Consider the following 21,468-nt stretch of genomic DNA (forward strand, 5'->3'; position numbering starts at 1 on the left):
CGAAACGAACGCAGGAATCTCCTACTCGTGAATGCACTGACAAAGCTCAACGCAACGCGATCGCCGTTGCTACGCGCCCTGGTGGCCGCTCTGCTGGTAGTGATCGGCGCCGGCGGCGGCTACGCCATCGCTGCGCACAAAACTCTGACTCTCAACGTCGACGGAAACGCGATGACGGTCACGACCGTCAAGTCGCAGGTGTCCGACGTTCTCTCCGATTACGGATATGCGCTCTCCGAGCGCGACGATGTCGCCCCCGCCAAGCACGACGCGGTCCGCGATGGCGACACGATTGTTCTGAAGCGTTCTCGGCCGCTGGACATCTCGGTGGACGGGCAGGGCGCCCAGCAGGTCTGGACCACTGCCACCACGGTGAACGAGGCATTGTCCGACCTGTCGATGACCGACACCGCGCCGACCGCTGCCACCCGTGGCAGCCGCCTCCCGCTGGAAGGCATGGCCCTGCCAGTCGTCAGCGCCAAGACCGTGCAGCTCAACGATGGTGGCGCTATCAGCACACCGCGGATCGCCGCCCCCACCGTGGGGAAGCTCCTGGAGGCCAGCGGCAACCCGCTGCAGCAGTTCGACACCGTCGAGCCTTCGGCTAGCACGCCGGTGACCGCTGATATGCCGATCACCGTGACGCGCATCCGGGTCAGCCAGGTGACCGAGCAGGCCTCGTTGACGCCGACTCCTCAGAAGATCCAAGACGCCAGCATGAACATGAGCCGCTCGGTGGTCGAGGACCCGGGTGCGCCCGGATCCCAGGACATCGTGTACTCGGTGTTGACGATCAACGGTCGCGAAACCGGCCGCATGCCTGTATCGAACAACGTGCTCACCCCCGCCCGCGACTCGGTGCTGCGGGTTGGTGCGAAGCCGGGCACCGAGGTGCCCACGATCACTCGCGGATCCGCTTGGGATGCACTGGCCTCCTGTGAGGCCGGTGGCAACTGGGCCATTAATACGGGTAACGGTTTCTACGGTGGTGTGCAGTTCGATTACGGCACCTGGCTGGCGCACGGTGGCGACAAGTACGCGCCGCGTGCTGACCTCGCGACGCGTGAGGAGCAGATCGCCATCGCCGAGAAGACATTGGCCGTGCAGGGTTGGGGCGCATGGCCGGTGTGCAGCGCGAGAGTCGGTGCCCGCTGACCATCACGCTGCTCGGCCGTACCGAGATTCGACAACTGGCGAAGGATCTCGACTTCCGACCGACGAAGACTCTGGGCCAGAATTTCGTTCACGATGCCAACACCATTCGCCGCATTGTGTCGGTATCGGGTGTCGGTAAGGGCGATCACGTCATCGAGGTGGGGCCCGGTCTGGGCTCGCTGACGTTGGGGTTGCTCGACAAGGGGTGCGAGGTGACCGCGGTCGAGGTGGATCCGGTGCTGGCGCGGCGGCTGCCGGCCACCATCAAGGAGCACTCGCACAGCGAATTCAACCGATTCTCGGTGATTCACCAGGATGTACTGAAGCTCACCCCCGCCGATATTCCGGGCGAGCCGACGGCGATGGTGGCCAACCTGCCTTACAACGTCGCAGTCCCGGCACTGTTGCGGATTCTGACCGAATTCGACTCGGTGAAGACACTTTTGGTGATGGTCCAGTCCGAGGTGGCCGATCGACTGACGGCCGAGCCCGGTTCGCGGATCTACGGTGTGCCGAGCGTCAAGGTGCGCTACTTCGGGAAGGTGAAGCGCCTCGGCACGGTGTCCCCGGCGGTGTTCTGGCCGATTCCGCGGGTGTATTCGGGTCTGGTGCGTATCGATCGGCACCCGGACGCGACATGGCCGTCCGACGCCCAGTTCCGCCGCGAGCTTTTCGATCTCATCGATATCTCGTTCGCGCAGCGCCGCAAGACATCTCGTAATGCATTCGCCGAATGGGCGGGCTCGGGTGACGAGTCGGCACGTCGGCTGCTGGCCGCCAGCATCGACCCGGCGCGTCGCGGGGAGACGTTGGATGTCGCCGATTTCGCGAGGCTGCTGGAGCGTTCGGAGTCCGTCTAGCGTCCGGGTTTCCCCGCGCTGTCTCACTTCGGCGCTGAGTGTGCGGATTGTGTTGGTTTTGTGCGAATTCTCGACAGAATTCACACACTCGAGCCTCCGCGCCCGACTATTTATCGCCGAGGTTGGGCGGGTCGTCCATCATGGGAGTCTCTGCGATCACCGGATACTGCCCGGTGTAGCCGACCCGCTCGCGCGCCAGCTGCAGGACGCGCTCCTTCGACAGGTACCAGCCGATGATGAGCAGGGGCGTAAAGATCGCCAGAGCCACCAGGTTCCAATAGTTTTCGTAACACATGAGCAACAGCACCACGACCAGGAAGACGAGCGTCGCGTACCCGGTGTACGGGGCGCCTGGCATCTGAAACTTGCCGCGCTGCAGGATGCCCCGCTGTGACCATTGGTACAGCCGCAGTTGGCAGATGACGATGGTGGCCCAGGAAGCGATGATCCCGAGTGCGGCGACATCCAGCGCGGTCTCGAAGGCCTGCTCGGGGATCACCATGTTCATGAAGACGCCGGCCACGGTGAAGCATCCGGTGAGTGCGATACCCGCGAACGGAACTCCGTTGGATGTCATGCGTGACAACACTTGTGGTGCGCTGCCGTTCATGGACATGGAGCGCAGAATCCGGCCGGTGCTGTACAGGCCCGCATTGAGACTCGACAGTGCGGCGGTGAGCACCACGAAGTTCATGATGTCACCGGCGTGCGGCAGCCCCACCCGCGAGAAGAAGGTGACGAATGGACTCTCCCCGGACTTGTAGGTGGTGTACGGCAGCAGCAATGCCAGGAGAACCAGTGAGCCGACATAAAATACGGCGATGCGGATGACCACCGCATTGATCGCCTTCGGCATGACCTTGTCGGGGTTCTCGGTCTCGCCTGCGGCGGTGCCCACCAACTCCACTGAGGCATAGGCGAATACCACCCCGGAGGTGATGACGACCAGCGCCAGCACACCGGTGGGAAAGAGCCCACCGTTGTCGGCAATCACGGATGGGCCGGTGGTGGCGCCCTCGACGGTGTATCGGCCGGCGAGGAACACGATGCCGACGATCAAGAAGGTCACCAGCGCAACGACTTTGATGAGTGCTGCCCAGAATTCCATCTCGCCGAAGACCTTGACGCTGATCATGTTCATGGTCAGCACGATGACAAGTGCGATGAGCGCGATGGTCCACTGCGGGACAGCCTTGAACGCACCCCAGTAGTGCATGTACAGGGCGATGGCGGTGACGTCCACGATCGAGGTGGCTGCCCAGTTGACGAAGTACATCCATCCTGCGACGTATGCGGCCTTCTCGCCAAGGAATTCGCGGGCATAAGAGACAAAGGATCCCGAGGACGGGCGGTGGAGCACCAGCTCGCCGAGGGCGCGCAGCATGAAGAAGACGAATATGCCGCAGACGGCATAGACGATGAACAACGCCGGTCCGGCCTCGTGCAAGCGCTTACCCGCACCCATGAACAGACCGGTGCCAATGGCCCCACCGATACCGATCATCTGGACTTGCCGGTTCTTCAGGCCCTTGTGATAGCCCTCGTCCTCACGGGCGAGGGCGGACATGTCGTAGTTAGCCGGGGACGCCATGGGGCGACGGTACCGGGGATTAGGTCATCGCGTGTGTCAAAAGTGTTATGAATTCGGTGCATGTCGGGTAGCGGCTTAACGGATCCTTGGCCATGGCCTTGGCCACGATGGAATCGAAAGCTCGGGGGATGTACTTATGGCGGTAGGAGATCGGCCAGGGGGTGGCGTTGAGATGCAGGTCGGCGAGTTTCATCGCCGTGTGTGCGGTGAACGGGGGTTTGCCGTCGAATAGCTCGACTGCTGTGCAGGCCAGCGCGTACTGATCGGTGGCTGCCGTCACGGGCAGTCCTCGCAGCACCTCAGGCGCCGCGTAGGGCAGCGAGGTTTGCACAACGGGCACCTTGGGCCCGTCCGCACGCTCCTGCGCGATACCGAAATCGGTGAGCACGGCATTACCTGAGCGAGTGCGCATGATGTTGGACGGCTTGACATCGCAATGCACCACTTGGGCTTCATGGATGTAATCGAGTGCTCCGGCGATCTGTTGCAGGGCAGTCATTTTGATCGGGATGACCCAGCTCTGATCCGTTCCCACCAGGTCTTTCGCCGAGCCGCCGTCGAGTGCCTGCATGGTTAGCCAGGCGTCACCGCGTTCGTAGACCGTGATGATGCGGGGATGCGAAAACCGTTGGGCCAGATCGAACTCTCGGTGCAGCCGGTCGATGTTCTCCGGGTTGCGATGCCGTGGGTGCAGTACCTTCAGCGCAACCGTACCGGTGTCATCGCCGGCAGCCCGGTGTGCCAGGTAGACCTGTGCAGTCCCGCCGCGGCCCGCAATTGAGTCGATGACGTAGCCGTTGAATTCGTCACCCGGTGCAGGCATGCACCGAGGGTGTCATGAGTCACCCAGCGCGGTGGGGGATTTCACCCTAGTACGCGTGTCTGGGAAACTCCGAAGACACTCCAGTCACTGGATCCGGTCCCGCGCCGACGGGTGCCGGCGCCGGGGGAGGCGGTACAGGCTGAGCGGACGCCGGTGCCCGAGGTGTTCTCGGCGGGGGCAGCGGCCTGGCGCGCACATTCAGCGGCCACCAGAACCAGCGGCCCAGCAGGGTCGCGATGGCCGGTGTCATGAAGGACCGCACCACCAGGGTGTCGAACAACAGACCAAGACCGATGGTGGTACCCACCTGACCGATAATGGTGAGATCGCTGATGGCCATGGCCATCATCGTGAAGGCGAAGACCAGGCCCGCGGAGGTCACCACACTGCCGGTGCCGCCCATGGCCCGGATCATGCCCGTCTTCAAGCCACCCGGGAGTTCTTCCTTGAGTCGGGAAACCAGTAGCAGGTTGTAGTCGGAGCCCACGGCGAGCAGCACGATGATCGCCATCTGCATGACCATCCAGTGCAATTCTTTGCCCAAGATGTACTGCCAGATGATGACCGACAGGCCGAACGATGCGCCCAGGGACAGCAGTACGGTGCCGACGATCACCAGCGACGCGACGAAGCTGCGGGTGATGAGCAGCATGATCAGGAAGATCAGGCACAGCGCGGATATGCCGGCGATGAGCAAGTCGTAGCGGGCGCCGTCGGCCATGTCCTTGAATGTCGCTGCAGTGCCGCCGAGTTCGATCTTGGCGTCCTCCAGCGGTGTGCCCTTGACCGCCTCGACGGCCGCCAGCTTGATCGGCTCGATATGTGAAAGTCCTTCGGGTGACGTGGGGTCACCGCGATGCGAGATGATCATGCGCAGTGTCTTGCCATCGGGGGACAAGAACATCTTGAGGCCGCGTTTGAAATCGGGGTTGTCGAATATCTCCGGCGGTAGATAGAACGAGTCGTCGTTCTTGGCCTTGTCGAACGCCTTGCCCATGGCGGTCGAGTCCTTGCTCATCTCGTCCATCTGGTCGTACATGCCGCCCATGGTGCTGTGCATCGTCGCCATCATGTTCTGCATGGATTCCATGAGGGGGATCATGTCCCGCATGTCCGCGACCATCTGCGGCATCAGGAGATCCATCTTGTCCATGGTCGTGACCATCACGTCCATGGTCTCGGTCAACTCGTCGATCTTGTCCAGCACATCAAAGATCGACCGGAATGCCTGGCAGATCGGGATATCGAAGCAGTGCTTCTCCCAATAGAAGTAGTTACGGATCGGCCGGAACCAGTCATCGAAATTCTCGATACTGTCCCGCATGTCGTGGATGGTGCCCTGAAGTTTGTGCATATCGCTCACCACGCTGTGCATCACACCGGTGAGCTCGGTCATGCTGGCCAGCATCTTTTTCATGACGCCGACCATGACGCCCATTTGGTCGGACTGGACCTTCATATCGGCCATGCGGTCCTTCATCAGCTTCATGTTCTGAATCTGGCCGACGCCCTGCGCGCTGATGAGGAATGGAATGGAGCTGTGCTCGATCGGTGTGCCCTGCGGGCGGGTGATCGCTTGCACGCGAGCAATTCCCGGTACGCGGTAGACGGCCTTGGCGAGCTTGTCGATGACCAGGAAGTCTGTGGAGTTCCGCATATCGTGGTCAGATTCCACGACGAGCATCTCGGGGTTCATCCGGGCCGGATCGAAGTGTCGGTCAGCGGCTTGGAATCCCTGATTCGCGGGGATGTCCTTGGGGATGTACTTCTTGTCGTCGTAGCTGGTCTTGTATCCGGGAAGTGCGGCCAAGCCGATGATGGCGATCGCCAGCGAGGCCGCCAGGATCGGGCCGGGCCAGCGCGTGATAGCGGCGCCGATGCGGCGCCAGGTGCGAATTCGCATGGCGCGCTTGGGTTCGAACAGCCCAAACCGGCTGCCGATGGTGATCAGTGAAGGCCCCAACGTGAGGGCGACGGCCACCGCCGTCAGGACCGCCACGGCACAGGGGACGCCCATGGTTTGGAAGTACGGCATACGGGTGAAGCTCAGGCAGTACATGGCGCCCGCGATCGTCGACCCCGTACCCAAGATGACATGTGCTGTGCCATGGAACATCTCGTAGTACGCGGCTTCGCGGTCCAGCCCGCTGACTCGGGCTTCCTGATATCGCCCGATCAAGAAGATCGCGTAGTCGGTGCCCGCCGCGATGACCAGCACCACAAGGAGATTCACCGCGAAGGTGGACAGTCCGATGATGTGGTTGTCGCCCAGCACCGAGATCATGCCGCGCGCGGCGCCCAGTTGGATGCCCACCATGAGGAGCACCAACAGCACGGTGAAGATCGATCGGTAGAAGAACAGCAGCATCACGATGATGACGATGAAGGTCAGTCCGGTGATCTTGATCATGCTGCTGTCGCCGGCATGGGCCATATCGGCCTGAAGTGCGGCCGCACCGGTGACGTACACCTTGAGCCCGTCCGGCATCGGCTTCGGATTGCCGTGTTCGTCCATCGAGAGGTCCGCAACGGTCTTACGGACGGATTCGATCGATTCGTTCGCGAGCGTCTCGCCCATGTCTCCGGCGAGGTTCAGCTGAACGTAGGCCGACTTGCCGTCGGTGCTCTGCGCGCCGGACTCGGTGAGGGGATCGCCCCAGAAGTCCTGAACGTGCTGAACATGTTTGGTGTCGGCGCGCAGCTTCGACACCAATTCGTCGTAGAACTTGTGTGCGCCGGCGCCGAGTGGTTTATCGGCCTCGAGGACGATCATGGCTGCGCTGTTGGAGTCGGACTCCTGGAACAGCCGGCCCATGTTCTTCATCGCCTTCATGGACGGCGCGTCGGCGGGGCTCAGCGAGACGGTGTTCGCTTGGGCCACCTGCTCCAACTGAGGTGCGGCCAGGCCGAGGCCGATGACAACCGCTATCCAGATGATGACGATGGGGATGGAGAGTCGTCGGATCCATTTGGCCAGGAAGGTGGGCTCCCCGCTGCCGTGTGCCCCGCTCATGCGGACTTCACAAAGCAGTAGACGTAGGCGCTCACTTCGTTGGAGGTCCTCTCGTCTTTGATTTCGTCGTTGGCGGTGATACGGCAACTGAGCGAATTGGCATTACGTGTCTGCGCCAAGATGTTTCCCGTCATTGCCGGCGCCGTGGTGACGATCTCAATCGACCACGGTAGCGCTGCCCCGTTGATCTGGTGGGGCTCCCCTTCTTTGTCGATGTAGTTGATATCGGCGACGGTTCCCGGCGGACCGTAGATTTCGTACATCACACGTTTGGGCTTGGAGTTGTTTTTGTCGTCGGTCATGCTGCCGGCATAGGTGGGCAACTGTTGTGAACCGAAAATGCCGCGAATTCGCCATACCGCAAAGCCGGCAATGGCGATGACAAGCACCATCACTACCGGGATCCAAGCCCGCTTCAGAACGCTGAGAATCGGAGGACCCCTTCACCCGTTGCTGTCGAACAGATCGCTTACCGCGGACTAGCTGCACAACGAGTGCTTCACGCAGCACGTCGGAGTGAACCGTTGACGTGAAAGCGTACGAAGCATTCATTTCTTAACGCATGACATGTGCGTTATGGACAACCTACCAGCGGGTTCATTGGCCCGCAAGTCACACGCCGTGCGTTATCTTGAGACGGATGACACAGCCCAATTTCCGGCGCGCACGTTCGGAGGAGAACAAGCGTCAACGTGCGGCAACGATCGTAGAAGCCGCGCGCTCGCTCGCGCTGGAGGCCGGTGTCGCGTCGGTCACTCTCACTGGTGTGGCCAATCGGGCGGGTGTCCATCACTCCGCGGTGCGCCGCTATTTCAGCTCACATAAAGAGGTGTTACTGCGGCTCGCGACCGAGGGGATGGCTGAGCTATCGGACTCGGTGTGCGCCACGCTGAATGGCCCAGGGGAGCGATCACCCGCAGATGTTGGCGCCGCGCTCTCGGGTGCTCTCATCGCGGCGCCGTTGTTCTGCGACCTGCTGGGTAGTCAGTATCTGCACCTAGAACACGAAGTGGAGATCGACCACGTCCGTGAGGCGCAGCGCGCCAACCAAGCGGCCGCGATGACGATCGTCGACGCAATAGAACGGTCGACGCCCGAGCTCGACCGCAAGAGTGCCCTCGACATCGTCACGTCGGCCTTCGCGCTCGCTGGGATGCTCTGGCAGTTCACCCATCCTCCCGAGGGTCTCGAACATGATTTCGCCGAAGAGCCCGGCTTTCCGGACGATTGGGACACCGATTTCGGCAGCACGCTCACCCGGCTACTCGCCGCCACGTGTATCGGGTACGTGAAAGAGCCTTAGGCGTCGAGCCGTTTCTCAAACCAGTGGTGCGCGTACCTCTCGTCGTTGAACGCAGCGACCTCGTGATACCCCGCCGAGCGGTACATCGCGATCGCCTCGGTGAGTGCCCGATTGGTATCCAGGCGAATCGCAGTGGCGCCGTGCGTCATCGCTTGCCGCTCCAGTTCGGCGAGGATTCGCTTCCCGAGGCCCATGCCGCGGACGTTGGGGGAGATCCACACGCGTTTGATCTCGGCGACCGGGGTGTCACGGGGCAGTTTCAGCCCACCGCAGCCCACGGGCTGGTCATGCAGGCTCGCGACGAGGAAAAGCCCGGCAGGGGCGGACAGTTCGGTATCGCCGGCGGGCAGTGCCAGTGCCGGGTCGAAGCCGCTGTCCAGCCGGGCGGCAATTTCCTCGAAGTAGGCGCGGATGCAGGAGCGGGCCTCCGGGGAGCGGGTGTCCACGATGCCGACCTGAACCTGCGAGGCCACGAAGAGTCTCTCGACCTCGGCCATGGCGTCGGCGAGCCGTCGCCGCTGATTCGCGCTCAGCGGTGCCAGGATCGATCGGGCCAGGTCATCGGAACGGCGATCGAGCTCGTCCAGTTCGGCACGACCGGTTTCGGTGAGGCGTGCGGTGCGCACCCGGGTATCGCCTTCGGCTGCGGTCACCTCGACGAGCCCGGTGCCTTCCAGCGCCCGCAACAGCCGGCTGAGGTATCCGGAGTCCAGGCCCAGTTGGGCGCGCAGTTCGCGGATATCGCGTCCCCTCGCGCCGATCTCCCACAGCACCCGCGACTGGCCGAGGGGGCGGTCGCGTGCGAGATATTCGCTCTCGAGAACTCCTATTCGCTGCGTCACGGTTCTGTTGAAGCTGCGCAGGCCGTCCACCAGGGCATCGGTCATTTATCTGACTTTAGTCAGATAAAGCCGCGATGTCTCCGTTGTTTGACGGGTAACGGCCATTCGCGCCGCCAGAACGTACCCTCATGGGCGTGTCCGAGACCGTCTCCGATTGGCTGCCTACCGGCGCGGTAACCGTCCGGGCGCCTGGCAAGGTCAACCTGTATCTCGCCATCGGCGACCTGCGTGATGACGGCTACCACGAGCTCACCACGGTTTTCCACGCGGTTTCGCTGGCCGACGACGTCACGGTTCGAGATGCCGATGTGTTGTCCGTCGACGTCGTCGGGCAGGGCGAGGGCACGGTGCCCACCGACGAACGCAATCTCGCCTGGCAGGCTGCCGAGCTCTTCGCCGACCACGTCGGCCGTGCTCCCGATGTCTCGATCTTCATCAACAAAGACATTCCGGTCGCGGGCGGTATGGCCGGCGGATCCGCCGACGCGGCAGCGGTGCTGGTCGCGATGAACGAACTTTGGCGGGCCGGAGTCCCGCGCCGCGATCTGCACCAGCTGGCCGCGAGGTTGGGCAGTGATGTGCCGTTCGCGCTGCATGGGGGAACCGCGCTGGGCACGGGCCGGGGCGAGCAGCTGGCCACCGTGTTGGCGCGCAATGTCTTTCACTGGGTGTTCGCCTTCGCCGACGGTGGTTTGTCCACACCGGACGTATTCCGGGAGATCGACCGGCTGCGTGAGAACGGCAATCCGCCGCGACTTGACGAGTCTGACGAATTGCTTGGTGCACTTGCCGCGGGTGATGCGCGCCGATTGGCGCCGCTGCTCGGTAACGAGCTGCAGGCCGCGGCGGTGAGCCTGAACCCCGGTCTGCGGCGGACGCTACGGGCAGGAGAGTCCGCGGGTGCTCTCGCGGGGATCGTGTCCGGTTCGGGCCCAACCTGTGCGTTCTTGTGCACCTCCGCCGAGGATGCGCTGCAGGTGAGCGCCGAGCTGGCGGGTGCGGGTGTGTGCCGGACGGTCCGGGTGGCTAGCGGGCCGGTTCACGGTGCGCAGGTGGTGCGGGGACGCAGCGACGGCTAGCGATGAGCCTCTCGGGCGAAGGGCATCGGCTTCTTATGTGCCTTGATCTGTTTGCGCCAACACGCCGATCATCGCGACACGCCGTACGCCCAGATCACAGTGGGTTTGGTCGCTGATTAAGAAAAGCCTAAGATGCTACCGGACCAAAAGAAGGCAGCCGGACTGTCACCTGAACGATATGAATCCGCTGCTACCAGGCCTGCGCGTGTCTACTGCACGTCGCGGCACCGGTGGCGGACCATCCGATAAGGAAGCGTGACTCGCCCAATCGGGCCGAGGCAAGGAGGAAACTGTGAGCAGGTTTACCGACGAGCTGTATGCCAACGCGCTGTCCAGCGTCAAGGGCATGGTCACCGGAGAACCCGATACTCCTGTTCGGCACACCTGGAAGCAGGTGCACGAGCGCGCCAAGCAGCTCGCCGGTGGATTGGCCGCAGCGGGCCTCGGCCCCGACGATGCGATCGGCATGTTGGTTGGCATGCCCATCGAGATCGCCCCGGCGATCCAGGCAGTGTGGATGCGCGGTGCCTCGCTGACGATGCTGCACCAGCCGACCCCGCGTACCGACCTGGCGGTGTGGGCCGAGGACACCCTTAAGGTCGTCGAGATGATCGACGCCAAGGCCGTCATCGTGTCCGCGCCGTTCGATGCCGCCGCTCCGGTGCTGGAGGAGAAGGGCGTCATCGTCGTCCACATCAAGGATCTGTGGGATGCCGAGCCCCTCGAGCCCATCGAGGTCGACGAGGACGCCGTTGCGCTCATGCAGCTGACCTCCGGATCTACCGGATCTCCTAAGGCCGTGAAGATCACCCACCGCAACCTGTACGCCAACGCGCACGGCATGTACGTCGCCTCCAAGTACAAGCCCGAATCGGACGTGATGGTCAGCTGGCTGCCGCTGTTCCACGATATGGGCATGGTCGGCTTCCTGACGGTGCCGATGTTCTTCGGCGCCGAGCTGGTGAAGATCACCCCGTTGGACTTCATGAAAGATGTTCTGTTGTGGGGCAGGCTGATCGACAAGTACAAGGGCACTATGACGGCCGCCCCGAACTTCGCGTACTCGCTGTTCGCCAAGCGGTTGCGTAACCAGGCCAAGCCGGGTGACTTCGATCTGTCGACGTTGCGGTTCGTGCTTTCCGGTGCCGAGCCGGTGGACCCGGCGGTGGTCAAGGACCTGTGTGATGCCGGAAAGCCGTTCGGGTTCAAGTGGTCTGCGATGGTGCCCGCGTACGGTATGGCCGAAACCGCACTGGCCGTGTCTTTCTCGGAGGTCGAGGCCGGTGGCCTCATCGTCGACGAGGTCGATGCCGACCTGCTGGCAGCCCTGCGCCGTGCCGTTCCCGCTAGCCGCGGAAACCTGCGCCACCTGGCGACACTGGGCCCGCTGCTGCCGGGTATCGAGGCACGGGTCATCGACGAGGATCTGAACGTGTTGCCCCCGCGCGGCGTTGGCGTCATCGAACTACGCGGCGAGTCGGTGACCCCCGGCTACGTCACCATGGGCGGATTGCTGGACGCACAGGACGAACACGGTTGGTACAACACCGGTGACCTCGGCTACCTCACCGAAAAGGGACACGTGGTGGTGTGCGGCCGCGTCAAGGACGTCATCATCATGGCCGGGCGCAATATCTACCCGACCGATATCGAGCGCGCCGCGGGTCGCGTCGCGGGCGTGCGGCCCGGCTGTGCCGTCGCGGTGCGCCTGGAGGCCGGAGTCGATCCCAAGAACCAGCGCGAGACCTTCGCGGTTGTGGTGGAGTCCAACGCATTCGAGAATGCGGACGAGGTTCGGCGGATCGAGCAGCAGGTCGCTCACGAGGTCGTCGCCGAGGTCGATGTGCGGCCGCGCAATGTGGTGGTGCTCGGACCGGGCAGCATTCCCAAGACTCCGTCGGGCAAGCTGCGTAGGTCGACTTCGGTGGCGCTCGTCATCTAGGTGCTGTCGAGTGACCCCGAGCAAGGGGAACACGCGCGAATCTCGTGGCACGGCAATGATGTCGAGCAAGATATCTGGTTCGGAGATACCTGGCCGCTGGAAGATGTCTGGGTAGTCGTCAGCGGTGCCGACGGTGACGGAACTGCAGGGCGTGATTCGAGTACCTTTTATGTCACGGCCGTGCACGACGTCATCGTGCTCTGAAGGCCGACAGTAACCTCCACGCAGGAGTTCGAGCCGAAATGCCTGCGTGGCGTTACTGTCGCGACGGGCGCATCACTCGAATGGGACCGGTGGCATCTTGACCACCTGGGCGGCATAGCTCAGTCCGGCACCGTAGCCGATGAGCAGCGCCAGATCGCCGGGCTTGGCGGCGCCCGTCGACAACAGACCCTCCATGGCCAGCGGAACCGATGCGGCTGAGGTGTTGCCGGCGTGCTCGATATCGTTGGCAATCACCGCATCCGGGCGTAGGTGCAGATTCTTGGCGAGCAGCTCGTTGATCCGGCTGTTGGCCTGATGCGGGACAAACACGTCGATGTCCTCGGGGCCCACCTTCGCGGCCTCCAGGGCGCGCTGGCCGACCTTGCCCATTTCGAATGCCGCCCAACGAAATACCGAGGTTCCCTCAATCCGCAGATAAGGACGCGGGCCTTCGGGCTTGGCCGCGAAATCCATCCAGTCGATGTCCTGCCGAATAGCGTTGGCCTGACTTCCGTCGCTGCCCCACACCGTGGGGCCGATTCCCTGTTCGGCGGTCTCGCCGACGACAACCGCGCCGGCTCCGTCGCCGAAGATGAAGCAGTTGCCGCGGTCGGTTATATCCAATGCGGGGGAGAGCTTTTCCGTACCGATTACCAGCACCTTGCTGGCGCTGCCGCCGCGGATCATGTCGCCCGCGACGCCCACTGCGTAGCCGAACCCGGCGCAGCCGGCGGACAGGTCGAACGCCGGGACACCTTGGGCGCCCAATACGGTGGCGACGGCCGGGGCGGACGCCGGCGTCTGCAAGTAGTGGGTGCTGGTGGCAACGATCACCGCGTCGATCTCGGCGCCGGTGAGCAGGGCGTTGGCGATGGCCTTGCGTCCGGCTTCGATGGCCAGGGTCTGGGCGGATTCATCGTCGGCAGCGAACCGACGGGTCTTGATCCCGGTGCGGGTGTAGATCCACTCGTCCGAAGACTCAATGTGCTCGCAGATCTCATCGTTGGTGACGACGCGTTCGGGACGGTACGTCCCCAGGCTGAGCAGGCCGATCTTGTTGACGCCGGTGGTCTCCGCTATCACGGTCATGAGGAGACCATAGCGGGCACATCCAGACGTCTAGCCCCAGGCGTGTACCTGGTTCTGTGCCGCCTCCAGGCCGAGGCGAACCAGGAGCTCCGTCGCATCGGCGCCATGCTCGCACAGCAGCGGCACCTGCTCGGCCTCCGTCTTGGTGAAGTTCTCCAGCACGTAGGCGGCCGGATCCTTGCGTCCGGGCGGACGGCCTACGCCCAGACGAACCCGCAGGTAGTCCTTGGTGCCCAATGACTGGGACACCGAGCGCAGCCCGTTGTGGCCGCCCTCGCCGCCGCCGATTTTGAGCCGTACGGTGCTGAAATCGAGGTCCAGCTCGTCGTGCAGCACGATGACATTCCCCGGGGAGACCGAGAAGAACTTGGCCAGCGCGGCAACCTGGGGGCCCGAGGTGTTCATGAACGTGCGGGGCTTGGCCAGGTTCACGGCCCGGCCGCCGAGACGAATCGTCGTCGCCTCGGCGCCGGACTTCTTGTGCGGCTTGAATGTCGCGCCGTCCTTGGCCGCCAGCAGATCGGCGACCATGAATCCGAGGTTGTGCCGTGTCTTGGCGTAGGTCGGCCCGGGGTTGCCCAGGCCGACCACCAGCACGGCATCGTCGGATAAGTCGGGCACGACGTACTCGACCTACTCTTCCGTGCTGGCTTCGGCGGCGTCGCCTGCGGCAGAAGCCTCGCCGGCACCTTCGTTGCCGCCGCCCTCGGCGTCCATCTCGTCGGAGGTCGGCGCGGCGACCACGTTGATAACGAGAGTGTCCGGGTCGGAGATCAGCGTGGAACCCGCGGGCAGCTCGATCGAACCTGCGGTGATCTGCGTACCGGCCTCAAGGCCCTCGACAGACACGGTGAGGTGGTCGGGAATCGACAGCGCCTCGGCCTCGATTTCCAGGGTGTTGGCGTCCTGGGCGACCAAGGTGCCGCTCGCGGCATCGCCCTCGATGTGGACGTTCACCTCGACGGTGACCTTCTCGCCCTTGCGCACGACCAGCAGGTCGGCGTGCACCAGGTTGCGGCGGATGGGGTGAATCTCGATGGTCTTGGTGAGGGCCAGCTGCTCGCGTCCCTCGATGTTCAGGGTCAGCACCGCGTTGGTGCCGGAGTTACGCAGCACGGCCGAGAAATCACGGGCCGGCAGGTTCAGGTGCTCGGGGGTGGTGTTGTGGCCGTACAGGACGGCGGGGACCAGGCCGTCGCGACGCGCGCGGCGCGAGGCACCCTTACCGGTGTCCTGGCGGACGGTCACGTCGAGGTTATTGCCGCTGGGGGCGTTTTTCTTGGACATGTGGTCGACTCCTTGCGTCTCGTTAGGCACGGCGCAGGAAGGACATCACGATGATGCTCATGATCCCGTCGATAACGGTGGGTAAAAGGACCCACCCTCGCCGTGACAGCCCGCTCAGAGTAGCCCAGCGCGGGTTCGGAACGCCAATCAGGACGGGAAGGATACCCCGGTGAGCTGCTCGGACAGGTCCCAGAGCCCGCGAGCGGTGGCCGCATCCTTGGCCTTGCCGCTGCGGCCGACCTTCTTGGGGTATCCCTTCGCCTCAAAGAGGCCGTCGGGTCCGATGTAGGTATCGCCCGGCAGGTCTTGCGATGCCGCATAGAGCACCGTCAACGCACCGTGTGTGGCGTCCTGCGCATAGAGGTTCCCGGCCTTGAGGGCGAAGGTGAAGATCGGGTGCCCGCTGTGAGATTGCAGTTCGGTCGCCGCGATACCCGGATGAGCGACCACCGCACGCACCGGCGATCCCGCCACGGTGAGGCGGCGTTGCAACTCGCTCGTGAACAGCAGGTTGGCCAGCTTGGATGCACCGTACGCCCCGGTGCGGGTGTACCGACGGCGCTCGTAGTTGAGGTCGGTCAGGTCTATGCTTCCGGCGCGGTGTGCCACCGAAGCCACCGCGACCACCCGGTCGGTGATCTTGGGCAGCAACAGGTTGGTCAGCGCGAACGCACCGAGATGGTTTGTGCCGATCTGGTTTTCGAAGCCGTCGACTGTCGTGGTGTGCGGGACCATCATGATGCCGGCGTTGTTCACCAGTACGTCGAGGCTGTCGACGGTATCGGCGAAGGCTCGTACCGAGGCCAGATCGGCGACGTCGACCTGGCGCACCTCGGTGCTGCCGGTGCTGGTGGCGTCGATCGAAGCCTTGGCGGCCTTGCCCTTCTCGGTGTTACGCACCGCCATGACGACGTGGGCGCCGACTCGGGCTAGCTCGCGTGCGGTCTCCAGGCCCAGTCCGCTGTTGGCTCCGGTGATGACGACGGTGCGACCTTCGAACGACGGCAGATCCTTGGCGGTCCATGTGCTCACGACAGCGACCCTAAGGCTTCCCGGAGATAACGTCGAGATCATGACCTTTGAGACCGAAGTCGATGCCTTTTTGGATCAGCTCGTGTTTGTCCGGAGCCTCAACGCTTCGTGATTCTCAGTCCCTCGGTGAGGGCGGCGACATCCTTTGCCAGCGCCGCGGACTGCGCCTCCGTCGTCGTCACCGTGAGTTGCACGAGGTAGTGGATCGGGCCAGCGGGCACGATGACGTCCCGGTTCCACGCGTGCACACGCACGTTCTGGTTGTCGTAGGTGCCTTCGATGGCGGCCGACGGATAATCCTGGAAGTCCTCGAGGGATGAGGAGATCTTCTGAAAGTTCTGGGTGTTCTGCGCGTCGGCGAAGCCGTGCTCGGTGATCGCCTTGCGGGCATCGAGCGGGCCATCCAGTTTGATGAGGTAGATCACCGCGCTTGGTGTTCTTCCCTGATCGGCATCGCTGGGCTTGTCCGTGATCAGGTAGGCGGGATCGAGCGGGCCGAGATTCTCCCACCCGGCGGGCAGCGGCACCTCGATGCGGATACTCGCGACGGCATCCGGTGACAACGGGATGACCTTGACGCCGAGGCTCTGCAGGTATTCGTTCATCGAAGTCGGCGCAGTGCTGGTGGGTGCAGCCGAGCTGCTCGATGCCGGGCTGTTTGATGCCGAGCCGTCTGATGAAACGGCTTGCGGTTCAGGTTGTTTCGATCCGCACCCGGTTCCCGTGAGCGCCATCAGGCACGCGGCAACCAGTGCGGCGCTACGCATTACCGTCGAAAAGTCCTGTTACCGAACCGTTCTCGAAGACTTCGCGGATGGTGCTGGCGAGCAGTGGGGCGATGGACAACACCGTCAGCTGCGGGAAGAGCTTCTCCTCGCCGATGGGCAGCGTGTTGGTGACCAGCACCTCCCTGGCGCCACAATTGGCCAGACGCTCGGCGGCGGGATCGGACAGCACACCGTGCGTCGCGGCGATCACGACGTCCTTGGCGCCTGCCTCGTGCAGCAGTCCAACCGCTCCGGCGATGGTGCCACCGGTGTCGATCATGTCGTCGGTGATGACGCAGGTCTTACCGGTCACGTCACCGACGACGCGATTGGCCTTGACCTGGTTGGGGACCCGCGGGTCACGGGTCTTATGGATAAAGGCGAGCGGCACGCCACCCAGCGAGTCGGCCCACTTCTCGGCGACGCGCACACGGCCGGAGTCGGGGGAGACCACCACGACGTCCTCGCCGTTGCTTACGTAGTGCTCGGCGATGTACCCGCACAGCAGCGACTGGGCGCGCATGTGGTCCACCGGGCCGTCGAAGAAGCCCTGGATCTGGTCGGTGTGCAGGTCGACGGTGACGATGCGGTCAGCACCGGCGGTCTTGTACAGGTCGGCCACCAGGCGAGCGGAGATGGGCTCGCGGCCGCGGTGTTTCTTGTCCTGGCGGGCATAGGGATAGAACGGGAGGATCGCGGTGATCCGCTTGGCGCTGCCGCGCTTGAGCGCATCGATCATGATCAGCTGTTCCATCAGCCAGGTATTCAACGGCGCCGGATGTGACTGCAGGACGAACGCGTCGCAGCCGCGTACCGATTCCTCGAACCGCACGAAGATCTCGCCATTGGCGAAATCTCGCGCTATTTGCGCGGTCACCTCGACGTCGAGCTCCTTGGCGACCTGTTCGGCCAGCTCAGGGTGCGCACGACCCGAGAACAGCATCAGATTCTTGCGGTTATCCGTCCAGTCGGTGCTCACGGCGCAGCTAGTCCTCTTGGTAGGTCGTATCGTGGGCTTTGACGAGGGCGGGTCGGGTACCGCCTCGTCGGGGTAATGGTACGGACCTTTTCCGGCTGCCCGGGAGTGGGTTGCCGGAATTTGAACGCCAGGTGTCGAAACCCCTCCCCGCGAGCGCGCAATTACGCACCACTGTTGTCGACGGATGTGTGCGTACTTGCGCGCTCGGCCGGGCCGGTGGCCTGTTCGGCGGCCTTGGCTGCATCGCTACCCGGGCGCTTCTGCGTCACCCAGCCCTCGATATTGCGTTGCGTGCCGGCCGACACCGCCAGTGCGCCCGGCGGCACGTCCTCGCGGATGACCGTCCCGGCTCCGGTGTACGCACCGTCGCCGACGGTCACCGGGGCCACGAACATGGTGTCCGAGCCGGTTTTCACGTACGAGCCAATCACGGTGCGCCGCTTGGTCTCTCCGTCGTAGTTGACGAACACGCTGGACGCCCCGATATTGCTGTGCTCGCCGATATCGGCATCGCCGACGTAGGTCAGGTGCGGCACCTTGGTGCCCCGGCCAATCGTGGAGTTCTTGACCTCGACAAACGCGCCGAGCTTGGCGCTTTCGCCGGTCACCGTGCCCGGCCGCAGATAGGTGTAAGGCCCGATGACCGATCGCGCGCCGATGGTGGCGCCCTGGCCGTGGGTGCGGATCACCGTTGCCGAGTCGCCAACGGTGACATCGATGAGGGTGCTGTCGGGGCCGATGTGACAGTGCCTGCCGATCACGGTCTGCGAGTGCAACTGGGTACCGGGTGCGATGGTGGCGTCTTGACCGATCCGGACATCGACATCGATCCAGGTGCTCGACGGGTCGACGATGGTGACTCCGGCGCGCTGATGGTGGCGGATGATCCGCCGATTCAGCTCGGCGCCCAGCTCGGACAGCTGCACGCGATCGTTGACGCCGGCCACCAGGGCGCTGTCGTCGACATGGTTGGCGTGCACCACCTTTCCGCTCTGGCGGATGATCGAGACGGCATCGGTCAGGTAGAGCTCATGTTGCGCGTTGTCCGAGCGCAGCTGAGCCAATGCGGCATGGAGCGGCTCGATGTCGAAGGCGTACACCCCGGCGTTGACCTCGCCGATGGCACGTTGGCTGTCGGTGGCGTCGGTCTGCTCGACGATCGCGATGACCTCGCGGTCCTGCGTGCGCAGGATGCGTCCATAGCCGGTGGGGTCGCCGAGCGTGGTGGTCAGCAGCGTGGCGGCGGCGGGTTCGGCCGTATGTCGGCTGATCAACTCCGCCAGCGTGTTCCCGTCGAGCAACGGGATATCGCCGGACGTGACAATGACGGTGCCGCGGAAATTCGCGGGCAAAGCCTGCAGGCCACAGGCCACGGCATGCCCGGTGCCGAGCTGCTGTTCCTGCACGGAGACGTGGATCGTGCGGTTGAGCGATTCGGCGAGGATGTCTACGGCGGTGGCGATGCGTTCGCGGTCGTGCCCCAACACGATCACCAGATGCGCGGGATTCACGCTGGCGGCGGCATGTACCGAATGTGCCAGCATGGAGCGGCCGCCGAGGGTATGCAGCACCTTGGGGATATCCGAACACATGCGGGTGCCGGCACCCGCCGCCAGCACGATGACAGCGGTTTCGTCTGGCATTTCTGTTCCTTACTGCTCCGTCGCCAGGACTCGAACCTGAACTATCTGAACCAAAATCAGAGGTGCTGCCGATTACACCACGACGGACTGCTACAGAATGAAGACTGTAGTCGACCACCGAGCTCGGCCACGTGGCCGTCGAGGGGCCGAGAAAGTGATGGCACATGGCGGTACCTAACAAGTCCGATGGCCCCGGACGGACTCCTCGTGTCCGGATGGCCGGTTCGGAGCGGCGCCGCCAGCTGATCGATGTGGCGCGGACGTTGTTCGCCGAACGCGGGTACGAGGCCACCTCCATCGAGGAGATTGCCCAGCGAGCCGGGGTGTCCAAACCCGTGGTGTACGAGCACTTCGGCGGCAAGGAGGGGCTCTACGCCGTCGTGGTGGACCGCGAGATGTCGGTGCTACTGGACGGCATTACCTCGTCGTTGACGAGTTATCGCTCACGGGTGCGACTCGAACAGGTGGCGTTGGCCCTGCTGAGCTATATCGAGGACCGCACCGACGGCTTCCGGATCCTGATTAGGGACTCGCCGCCCGGGGTGAGCTCGGGGACGTATTCGAGCCTGCTCAACGATGCGGTCAGCCAGGTGTCGAGCATCCTCGCGGGCGACTTCCAGCGCCGCGGTTTGGACGCCGAGATGGCGCCGTTGTACGCCCAGGCGTTGGTGGGGCAGGTGTCGATGACGGCCCAGTGGTGGCTGGATGCCCGGGAGCCCAAGAAGGAAGTGGTGGCGGCTCATATCGTCAACCTGTGCTGGCATGGCCTGAAGCATTTGGAAGCCGATCCGCAGCTCCAGGATGAGTGAGCAGGAACATTCGGGAGCACCACACCGTTCGACATAACGAGTGGTTCGTGAAGGAGGCGGTCGGTTGTGACGGGTTTACGTCTCACCCTTGGTGCGGCGGCCGCGATCTGCTTCGGCCTGTTCGGTGCGCCCGCTGCGCTGGCGGACGAGTGCACCGGCCCGCTGACCGCGCGGGTGTGCGTGAAACCGGGCAATGCCGAACTGCATTCGACACCGAACCGTGAGTTCATACCGGAGGTTCCGCAGGCCTCGCCGTGGTTGGTTGTCGGCGGCTCTGGGTCGGGTATCTGGATCCCGTGACGGAATGGCGCAGTCGGGTCGAAGCAGTGCGTGACATGCATCGATCACCTAGAATTTAACTTGTTGGGGTTGACCACTTAGGTGAGGTGTTTGTCATGACGTCAGTAGTTGTGCGATGGGTTGTGGCTGGGGCCGCCGCCGCCGCGTTGGGCGCTTTGCCCGTGTCGCTGGCCTCGGTTGCCGCGGCCGATCCGCAGTGCGCGGACCCGGCGATGTGTCAATCCGAGCCGCCCAACCCCGAGAGTTGCAACGGTGGACCCGACGACATGGTGTGCACCCGTGCGGGGGACGCGGAACTGCATTCTTCGCCGAACCCGGCAGACATCCCACCGGTGCCACAGGCCGAGACTCCGCCCTGGATGGTTTTCGGTAATCCCGGCATGGGCCGCTAACCAGTAGAAACCAGGGCGACACCGCCCTCAATGGTTGCTTTCGGATCCTAACGAGTCTAATTTTGACTTGTTAGGAAATCTAAGCATCTAAGGGGTGTTGTTCCATGCCTGGCCTTCGATATGCCATGGCGCTGGTGGCGACGGGTCTGCTTACGGCTGTTCCTGTCGGTATTGAGATAGCGGGTCCGGCGAGTGTCGCTCACGGAGGACACGGGAATTGCACGCAGCCGCGTACTGGTGCGGAGGTTTGCGTCAGTCCGGGTGACGCCGAACTCCGGTCGTGGCCTGACCCCGCCGATCTGCCGACGCCGCCCGACGTTCCGGTGCGCCCCGACAACCTGTGAGGTGGTTATCGGGG

At 63.7% G+C, this 21,468-nt stretch carries 22 protein-coding genes and 1 tRNA gene; 10 read left to right on the plus strand and 13 right to left on the minus strand.

The window, feature by feature from the left end; translation table 11 throughout:
- Positions 1–27 precede the first annotated feature (27 nt).
- Positions 28–1,155, plus strand: coding sequence for a transglycosylase family protein (locus MLB1_RS21890; protein WP_371750683.1), 1,128 nt, complete (start codon positions 28–30; stop codon positions 1,153–1,155).
- Positions 1,119–2,015, plus strand: coding sequence for a 16S rRNA (adenine(1518)-N(6)/adenine(1519)-N(6))-dimethyltransferase RsmA (gene rsmA, locus MLB1_RS21895; protein WP_180751971.1), 897 nt, complete (start codon positions 1,119–1,121; stop codon positions 2,013–2,015). The genes MLB1_RS21890 and rsmA overlap by 37 nt, the downstream gene beginning before the upstream one ends.
- 106 nt (positions 2,016–2,121) lie before the next feature.
- On the opposite strand, the gene MLB1_RS21900 is transcribed toward rsmA, so the two are convergent.
- Genes MLB1_RS21900 through MLB1_RS21915 form a run of 4 tightly spaced genes read right to left on the minus strand, consistent with a single transcriptional unit; the run spans position 2,122 to position 7,834 of the window.
- Positions 2,122–3,606 (minus strand): amino acid permease, encoded by a 1,485-nt coding sequence (locus tag MLB1_RS21900; protein WP_180751972.1) that lies wholly within the window; start codon positions 3,604–3,606, stop codon positions 2,122–2,124.
- 19 nt (positions 3,607–3,625) lie between these two features.
- Positions 3,626–4,429 carry a serine/threonine-protein kinase gene (locus MLB1_RS21905; RefSeq protein WP_180751973.1) on the minus strand — a complete coding sequence of 268 codons (804 nt, stop codon included), beginning with the start codon at positions 4,427–4,429 and terminating at the stop codon, positions 3,626–3,628.
- 46 nt (positions 4,430–4,475) lie between these two features.
- Positions 4,476–7,442, minus strand: a complete 2,967-nt coding sequence (locus tag MLB1_RS21910; RefSeq protein WP_180751974.1) for an RND family transporter — start codon at positions 7,440–7,442, stop codon at positions 4,476–4,478.
- Positions 7,439–7,834 (minus strand): MmpS family transport accessory protein, encoded by a 396-nt coding sequence (locus tag MLB1_RS21915; protein WP_219603042.1) that lies wholly within the window; start codon positions 7,832–7,834, stop codon positions 7,439–7,441. Before MLB1_RS21915 ends, MLB1_RS21910 begins: the two co-directional genes overlap by 4 nt.
- A gap of 248 nt (positions 7,835–8,082) precedes the next feature.
- Between MLB1_RS21915 and MLB1_RS21920 the strand changes: the two genes are divergently transcribed.
- Entirely contained in the window at positions 8,083–8,745 is a 663-nt protein-coding gene (locus MLB1_RS21920) for a TetR family transcriptional regulator (protein ID WP_180751975.1), read from the plus strand.
- On the opposite strand, the gene MLB1_RS21925 is transcribed toward MLB1_RS21920, so the two are convergent.
- Positions 8,742–9,632, minus strand: a complete 891-nt coding sequence (locus MLB1_RS21925; RefSeq protein ID WP_180751976.1) for a helix-turn-helix domain-containing GNAT family N-acetyltransferase — start codon at positions 9,630–9,632, stop codon at positions 8,742–8,744. The genes MLB1_RS21920 and MLB1_RS21925 overlap by 4 nt on opposite strands.
- Before the next feature lie 83 nt (positions 9,633–9,715).
- Between MLB1_RS21925 and MLB1_RS21930 the strand changes: the two genes are divergently transcribed.
- From MLB1_RS21930 to MLB1_RS21940, 3 genes are all read left to right on the plus strand, one after another.
- Entirely contained in the window at positions 9,716–10,666 is a 951-nt protein-coding gene (locus tag MLB1_RS21930; RefSeq protein WP_180751977.1) for a 4-(cytidine 5'-diphospho)-2-C-methyl-D-erythritol kinase, read from the plus strand.
- A 292-nt stretch (positions 10,667–10,958) separates the two neighbouring features.
- Complete coding sequence (locus MLB1_RS21935) at positions 10,959–12,608, plus strand: fatty acyl-AMP ligase (RefSeq protein WP_180751978.1); 1,650 nt, start codon at positions 10,959–10,961, stop codon at positions 12,606–12,608.
- Positions 12,609–12,812 carry a hypothetical protein gene (locus MLB1_RS21940; RefSeq protein WP_180751979.1) on the plus strand — a complete coding sequence of 68 codons (204 nt, stop codon included), beginning with the start codon at positions 12,609–12,611 and terminating at the stop codon, positions 12,810–12,812.
- Between the two features lie 72 nt (positions 12,813–12,884).
- On the opposite strand, the gene MLB1_RS21945 is transcribed toward MLB1_RS21940, so the two are convergent.
- The 8 genes from MLB1_RS21945 to MLB1_RS21980 form a co-directional block, all read right to left on the minus strand.
- Entirely contained in the window at positions 12,885–13,901 is a 1,017-nt protein-coding gene (locus MLB1_RS21945) for a beta-ketoacyl-ACP synthase III (RefSeq protein ID WP_180751980.1), read from the minus strand.
- A gap of 30 nt (positions 13,902–13,931) precedes the next feature.
- Positions 13,932–14,498: an aminoacyl-tRNA hydrolase gene (gene pth, locus MLB1_RS21950; protein WP_180752247.1), complete on the minus strand. Its 567-nt coding sequence runs from the start codon at positions 14,496–14,498 to the stop codon at positions 13,932–13,934.
- A 36-nt stretch (positions 14,499–14,534) separates the two neighbouring features.
- Entirely contained in the window at positions 14,535–15,188 is a 654-nt protein-coding gene (locus MLB1_RS21955; protein WP_180751981.1) for a 50S ribosomal protein L25/general stress protein Ctc, read from the minus strand.
- 147 nt (positions 15,189–15,335) lie between these two features.
- Entirely contained in the window at positions 15,336–16,262 is a 927-nt protein-coding gene (locus MLB1_RS21960) for an oxidoreductase (RefSeq protein ID WP_180751982.1), read from the minus strand.
- A 56-nt stretch (positions 16,263–16,318) separates the two neighbouring features.
- Complete coding sequence (locus MLB1_RS21965; RefSeq protein ID WP_180751983.1) at positions 16,319–16,987, minus strand: LpqN/LpqT family lipoprotein; 669 nt, start codon at positions 16,985–16,987, stop codon at positions 16,319–16,321.
- On the minus strand, positions 16,980–17,966 hold the full coding sequence (locus tag MLB1_RS21970; RefSeq protein WP_180751984.1) for a ribose-phosphate diphosphokinase: 987 nt from the start codon (positions 17,964–17,966) through the stop codon (positions 16,980–16,982). Before MLB1_RS21970 ends, MLB1_RS21965 begins: the two co-directional genes overlap by 8 nt.
- Before the next feature lie 161 nt (positions 17,967–18,127).
- On the minus strand, positions 18,128–19,609 hold the full coding sequence (glmU, locus tag MLB1_RS21975; RefSeq protein ID WP_180751985.1) for a bifunctional UDP-N-acetylglucosamine diphosphorylase/glucosamine-1-phosphate N-acetyltransferase GlmU: 1,482 nt from the start codon (positions 19,607–19,609) through the stop codon (positions 18,128–18,130).
- 15 nt (positions 19,610–19,624) lie between these two features.
- A tRNA-Gln gene (locus tag MLB1_RS21980) sits at positions 19,625–19,696 on the minus strand.
- Between the two features lie 128 nt (positions 19,697–19,824).
- On the opposite strand from MLB1_RS21980, the gene MLB1_RS21985 reads away from it, so the two are divergent.
- From MLB1_RS21985 to MLB1_RS22000, 4 genes are all read left to right on the plus strand, one after another.
- Complete coding sequence (locus tag MLB1_RS21985; RefSeq protein ID WP_180752248.1) at positions 19,825–20,418, plus strand: TetR/AcrR family transcriptional regulator; 594 nt, start codon at positions 19,825–19,827, stop codon at positions 20,416–20,418.
- Positions 20,419–20,484: 66 nt separating this feature from the next.
- Positions 20,485–20,718 (plus strand): hypothetical protein, encoded by a 234-nt coding sequence (locus MLB1_RS21990; RefSeq protein WP_180751986.1) that lies wholly within the window; start codon positions 20,485–20,487, stop codon positions 20,716–20,718.
- A 95-nt stretch (positions 20,719–20,813) separates the two neighbouring features.
- Positions 20,814–21,110 carry a hypothetical protein gene (locus MLB1_RS21995; protein ID WP_180751987.1) on the plus strand — a complete coding sequence of 99 codons (297 nt, stop codon included), beginning with the start codon at positions 20,814–20,816 and terminating at the stop codon, positions 21,108–21,110.
- A 104-nt stretch (positions 21,111–21,214) separates the two neighbouring features.
- Positions 21,215–21,454, plus strand: coding sequence for a hypothetical protein (locus MLB1_RS22000; protein WP_180751988.1), 240 nt, complete (start codon positions 21,215–21,217; stop codon positions 21,452–21,454).
- Positions 21,455–21,468: the final 14 nt, after the last annotated feature.

The organism is Mycobacteroides sp. LB1 (assembly GCF_013449725.1).
Classification (GTDB): domain Bacteria; phylum Actinomycetota; class Actinomycetes; order Mycobacteriales; family Mycobacteriaceae; genus Mycobacterium.